The organism is Pseudomonas sp. (assembly GCF_035277045.1).
GTDB lineage: Bacteria > Pseudomonadota > Gammaproteobacteria > Pseudomonadales > Pseudomonadaceae > Aquipseudomonas.
Map to the genome: position 1 here is coordinate 1 of NZ_DATELE010000236.1, position 5,515 is coordinate 5,515.

The 5,515-nt window shown below is 66.7% G+C and carries 4 protein-coding genes and 1 pseudogene; 1 reads left to right on the top strand and 4 read right to left on the bottom strand.

The window, feature by feature from the left end; translation table 11 throughout:
• Positions 1 to 47: 47 nt before the first annotated feature.
• Positions 48 to 347, bottom strand: a pseudogene (gene gspG, locus VJS90_RS13535) (type II secretion system major pseudopilin GspG); the annotation flags it as partial.
• A 175-nt stretch (positions 348 to 522) separates the two neighbouring features.
• On the opposite strand from gspG, the gene VJS90_RS13540 reads away from it, so the two are divergent.
• On the top strand, positions 523 to 1,113 hold the full coding sequence (locus VJS90_RS13540; RefSeq protein ID WP_324122161.1) for a lytic transglycosylase domain-containing protein: 591 nt from the start codon (positions 523 to 525) through the stop codon (positions 1,111 to 1,113).
• A 113-nt stretch (positions 1,114 to 1,226) separates the two neighbouring features.
• Here the strand turns inward: VJS90_RS13540 and mobA are convergent, their stop codons facing one another.
• The 3 genes from mobA to VJS90_RS13555 form a co-directional block, all read right to left on the bottom strand.
• Positions 1,227 to 1,802, bottom strand: coding sequence for a molybdenum cofactor guanylyltransferase MobA (gene mobA / locus VJS90_RS13545; protein ID WP_324122162.1), 576 nt, complete (start codon positions 1,800 to 1,802; stop codon positions 1,227 to 1,229).
• A gap of 61 nt (positions 1,803 to 1,863) precedes the next feature.
• Positions 1,864 to 4,980: an efflux RND transporter permease subunit gene (locus VJS90_RS13550; protein ID WP_324122163.1), complete on the bottom strand. Its 3,117-nt coding sequence runs from the start codon at positions 4,978 to 4,980 to the stop codon at positions 1,864 to 1,866.
• Between the two features lie 11 nt (positions 4,981 to 4,991).
• Positions 4,992 to 5,515, bottom strand: a 524-nt coding sequence (locus VJS90_RS13555) for an efflux RND transporter periplasmic adaptor subunit (protein ID WP_324122164.1), incomplete at its 5' end; no start/stop codon positions are given.

A 5,515-nucleotide genomic window follows, 5' to 3' on the forward strand; every position in this document is an offset into this window, starting at 1 on the left:
CGGTAGATGTAGGCGCGCCCCCAGGGATCCTGCGGGATGGCTTTCTACAGGTAGGGTCCCGACCAGCGTGGCTCGCCGCTGGGAGGGCTGACCAGCGCCTGCAGGCCCTGGTCGCCGCTTGGGTAATGGCCGACCTCCAGGCGATACAGGTCCAGGGCCTTGCTCAGGCCTTCTATCTGCGCCCGCGCCACCTTGGCCTCCGAGCGGCCCAGCTGGCTGAAGTACTTGGGTGCGACGATGCCGGCCAACAGGCCCAGCACCACCAGCACCACCAGCAGCTCGAGCAGGGTGAAACCGCGCTGGACGGTGGATGAACGAACGGCGGGGGGGATGGATAAGCGCTGCATGATGATGCCTCCAGGCTACGTCTTTGCAGGGGTCATGCAAGAGCCGTGCGCGTCCGCGCGGCCCCGCGCGCCGTGCGGGGTGGGCGGCGGCACAGTGCTTGCGTTCCAGCTTCCAGGCCCGGTTTTTCCGGGGCATTTCCCCCACATCGGGGGCAACGCCGGGGAGGCGAATATCATGCGCTTGATCACACTTGGTTTACTGGGCTGCCTGGCGGCGGGCTCGGTGCAGGCGGAGGTCTACATCTCCAGGGACGCCACGGGTGGCTATGTACTGTCCAACGTCCACAGGCCAGGACGGCACTACGACAAGGTGATCAGCGAGGCCACGGCGCAGGCCGGGCCCGTGGATGCCCAGCTGATCACGGGACGGCCTTACGCAGACCTGGTCGCCGCCGCCGCCAAGACCCATGGCGTGCCGCCGGCGTTGCTGCATGCGCTGGTGAAGGCCGAGTCGGGCTACAACGCCAAGGCGCGTTCACCCAAGGGTGCGGCCGGACTGATGCAACTGATGCCGGAAACCGCGAAGGAAATGGGGGTCAAGGATGTGCTGGACCCTGCGTCCAACCTGCTCGGTGGGGCGCGCTATCTCAAGCGCATGCTCACGCTCTTCGACAATGACATCACCCTGGCCGTGGCGGCGTACAACGCCGGGCCCGATGCGGTGATCAGCCGGGGCAGGGTAGTACCGCCGTTTGCCGAAACGCGGCGGTACGTGCCTAACGTGATGAGGGAATACCGGCGGTTGCAGGGGGTGGGGGCGCCTTAGTCCTGCAAACTGCTGCGCAAGCTCTGTATCCGGGATCGCGAAGCGGTCCCTTGTGGGAGCGCGCCTTGTGCCGCGATCGGCCGCGAAGCGGTCGTAAAACCTGCAATCAACTCTCAGGACCGCAACCACTCAGGGCTATTGAAATTCTCCAGCCGGACATCGTCCGCCTCACAATCCACCGCCTGCACCCCGATGCCCATCAGCACCCGCTGCAAACTGCGCTCACCTGCATCCCACGCGGATTCCAGCGCTGGAAGCACCCCGCGTGGCACGACGCTGAACATCGGCTGCCAATACCCGCCCTGGCGCACCATCGCCGGACCATCCTGCGCACAGGCCGCCCGGCGCAAATCGTCGATCAGCTCATGGTCGATGCGCGGCGCATCGCACGCCAGCAGCACCACCCAGTCATGCCGCGCCACCGAAAGCCCCGCCAGCACCCCGGCCAGGGGCCCGGGATAGTCCGCTTCGCGATCACCGGCCAGCTGATCGGCGTAGCGCCGGTAGCGATCCTGGTTGCGGTTGCACGAGATGATCAGGTCATCTGTCAAGGGCCGCACCACATCATGCACATGCGCGATCAGCGGGTTGCCTTGCCATTCAATGAGCCCCTTGTCGCGTCCGCCCATGCGCTGCCCGCGGCCTCCGGCCAGCAGGAGAATCGAACAGGGTGGCAGGGGCTGGGACATGGGGCAGGGCTCCGGGCTGTTGGGCCGTTCACCCTCCCACGCGCGCGTGGCCTTGTCCAGATCAGGACGCCCGGGATGCGGAGACCGCCGTCTTGCCTCGCCGTGACAGGCGCATCACCACCACGAAGAACACCGGCACGAACACCACCGCCAGGGTGGCGCTGAGCATCCCGCCGATCACGCCGGTGCCAATCGCCTGCTGGCTGGCCGAGCTCGCGCCGCTGGCGATCGCCAGGGGCACCACGCCGAGGATGAACGCCAGCGAGGTCATCACGATCGGGCGCAGCCGCAGGCGCGCGGCCTGCACCGCAGCGTCGAACGGATCATGGCCCTGATCGACCAGGCGCTTGGCGAACTCGATGATCAGGATGGCGTTTTTCGCCGACAGGCCGATCAGGGTGATCAGGCCGACCTTGAAAAATACATCGTTGGGCATGTCGCGCAGGGTCACTGCCAGGACCGCGCCAAGCACGCCCAGTGGCACCACCAGCAACACCGCCGTGGGAATCGACCAGCTCTCGTACAGCGCGGCGAGGCACAGGAACACCACCAGCAACGACAGCGCCATCAGCATCGGCGCCTGGCTCCCGGACAACCGCTCCTGCAGCGACAGGCCGGTCCACTCGAGGCCTGCGCCGACGGGCAACTGGCCGACCAGTCGCTGAACCTCGGCCATGGCCTCGCCCGAACTGTGGCCCGGCGCCGGTTCTCCTGAGATGGAGACTGCCGGGTAGCCGTTGTAACGGGTCAGCTGCACCGCCCCGCTGACCCAGCGGGCCTGCACGAAGGCGCCCAAAGGCACCATCTTGCCCGCGCTGTTGCGCACATGAATCTTGAGCAGGTCTTCGACCTGGCTGCGCTGGTCGCCTTCGGCCTGCACCACCACACGCTGCATGCGGCCCTGATTGGGAAAGTCGTTGACGTAACTGGAGCCCACGGCCGTATCCAGCACCGCGCCGATGTCGGCGAACGACACGCCCAAGGCGTTGGCCTGGCGCCGGTCGATCTCCAGCTCCACCTGCGGACTCTCGGCAAGGGCGGATTCGCGTACATTGGCCAGCAGGGGGCTCTGGGCAGCAGTGCCCAGCAGCGTGTCCCGCGCGGCCATCAACGCTGCGTGACCCATGCCGGCCCGGTCCTGCAGGCGGAATTCGAAGCCGGTGGAGGTGCCCAGGCCGTCAATCGGCGGCGGCAGCACCGAGTAGGCGATCGCGTCCTTGAGCTGGGAGAACGCGCCATTGGCGCGGTCGGCGATCGACCGGGCGCTGTCTGCGCTCCCACGCTCGGACCAGTCCTTGAGGGTGGTGAAGGCCAGGGCCGCGTTCTGCCCGCTCCCCGAGAAACTGAAGCCCAGGATCAGCGTCGTGTTGCCCACCCCGGGCTCCTCGGCGTTGTGCGCCTCGATCTGCGCGGCAACCTGTTCGGTGCGTGCGCGGCTTGCCCCTGGCGGCAGCTGGATGTCGGTGATGGTGTATCCCTGGTCCTCGGTCGGCAGGAAAGAAGAGGGCAACTGGCTGAAGCCAAACCCCAGCGCCGCCACCAGCACCGCGTAAACCAGCAGGTAGCGCCCACTGCGTCTGAGCGCATGGATCACCCAGCGTTCGTAGCCATCGCTCATGCGCTCGAAGCCCCGGTTGAAGCCGCCGAAGAACCCGCGCCGCTCCACGTGCTCGCCCTTGACCACGGGCTTGAGCAGCGTCGCGCACAGGGCCGGGGTGAGGCTCAGGGCGAGAAACGCCGAAAACAGGATCGACACCGCCATCGACAGCGAAAACTGCTGGTAGATAACGCCCACCGAGCCTTTCATGAAGGCCATCGGCAGGAACACCGCCACCAGCACCACGGTGATGCCGACGATCGCGCCGCTGATCTGGCCCATGGCCTTGCGCGTGGCTTCCTTGGGCGGCAGGCCTTCCTCGGTCATGATGCGCTCGACGTTCTCGACCACGACGATGGCGTCGTCGACCAGGATGCCGATGGCCAGCACCATGCCGAACAACGTCAGCACGTTGACTGAAAAGCCCATCGCCATCATCACCGCGAACGTGCCCATCAACGCCACCGGTACCACCAGGGTGGGGATCAGCGTGTAGCGCACGTTCTGCAGGAACAGGTACATCACCGCGAACACCAGCAGCATGGCTTCGAGCAGGGTATTGATCACCTGCTGGATCGACACCTTGACGAAGGGCGAGGTGTCGTAAGGAATGTCATAGCGCGCGCCCGCGGGGAAATAGGCCGACAGTTCGTCGAGCTTGTCCTTGACCAGGGTGGCGGTCTCCATGGCGTTGGCGCCCGGCGAGAGCTGCACGCTGAAAGCGCTGGAGGCCTTGCCGTTGAGGCGGGTGCCGAACTGGTACTCCTGGCTGCCGATCTCGACGCGAGCAACATCACGCACCGTGACGGTGGAGCCATCGGCGTTGGCGCGCAGGACGATGTCGGAAAATTCCTGGGGCGTGCTCAGCTGGCCCTTGACCACCACATTGGCGGTGATCTCCTGGGTGGGCTTGCCCGGCAGGTCGCCGATGCTGCCCGGGGCGACCTGGGCATTCTGCGCGGCGATGGCCTCGTTCACATCGGTGGGCGTGAGGTTGAAGGCGATCAGCTTGCGCGGGTCGATCCAGATGCGCATGGCCCGCTCGGAACCATACAGCTGCGCCTTGCCGACGCCCTTGAGGCGGCGGATCTCGTTCATCACGTTGCGTGCGAGAAAGTCGCTCAGGGCTGTTTCGTCGAGGCTGCCGTCGTCGGCGGTGAGCGTGACCAGCATGAGGAACCCGGTGGACACTTTCTCCACCTGCAAGCCCTGCTGGGTCACCGGCCGCGGCAAGCGCGACTCGACCACCTTGAGGCGGTTCTGCACGTCCACCTGGGCAAGGTCGGGGAGGGTGCCCGGCTCGAAGGTGGCGGTGATGGTGGCACTGCCCAGGCTGCTCTGCGACTCGAAGTACAGCAGGTGGTCCGCGCCGTTGAGCTCTTGCTCGATCAGGCTGACCACGCTCTCGTCCATGGTCGCCGCCGAAGCGCCCGGATAGACCGCGTAGATCTCGACCTGAGGCGGTGCGACGTTGGGGTACTGGGCGACTGGCAACCGCGGGATCGCCAAGGCGCCCGCCAGCAGGATGAACAGCGCGACCACCCAGGCGAACACCGGGCGGTCGATGAAGAAATGCGGCATGACTCAGGCCCTCACTGGCCGGTGTGCTTGACGATCGGGTTGTCCTGGGCGGCCGCTACCTGCACGGAATCGCCCGCCTTGACGTGTTGCAGGCCTTCGATCACCACCTGCTCGCCCGCCGTCAGGCCCTCGCTGACGATCCAGCGGTCGCCCACGGCGCTACCCAGCTGCACCTGGCGCTCGGTGACCTTGTGCTGCCCGTCGACCAGCAGCACCTTGGGCACCCCGGCGCTGTCACGCAGGATGGCCCGCTGTGGCACGCTGATGCCCTGTGGCTGCACCGCCTGGTCCAGCCGCACACGCACGAAGCTGCCCGGCAGCAGGTCGAGGTCCGGGTTGGGAAACTCGCTGCGCAGGGTGATCTGGCCGGTGCTGGAATCGACGCTGATGTCGGAGAACAGCAGCTTGCCCGGCAACGGGTAGGGCGTGCCGTCGTCCTGGATCAGCGTCGCCTGGGCCTGATCCTGACCCACCTGCTGCAGCGCGCCGGCACGCAACGAACGGCGCAGTGCGTTGAGCTCGCGCGTCGACTGCG

Excerpts from the sequence above, each read along its gene's own strand:
- VJS90_RS13540 (WP_324122161.1), top strand. The coding sequence starts at position 523 with ATGCGCTTGATCACACTTGGTTTACTGGGCTGCCTGGCGGCGGGCTCG.
- mobA (WP_324122162.1), bottom strand. The coding sequence starts at position 1,802 with ATGTCCCAGCCCCTGCCACCCTGTTCGATTCTCCTGCTGGCCGGAGGC.
- VJS90_RS13550 (WP_324122163.1), bottom strand. The coding sequence starts at position 4,980 with ATGCCGCATTTCTTCATCGACCGCCCGGTGTTCGCCTGGGTGGTCGCG.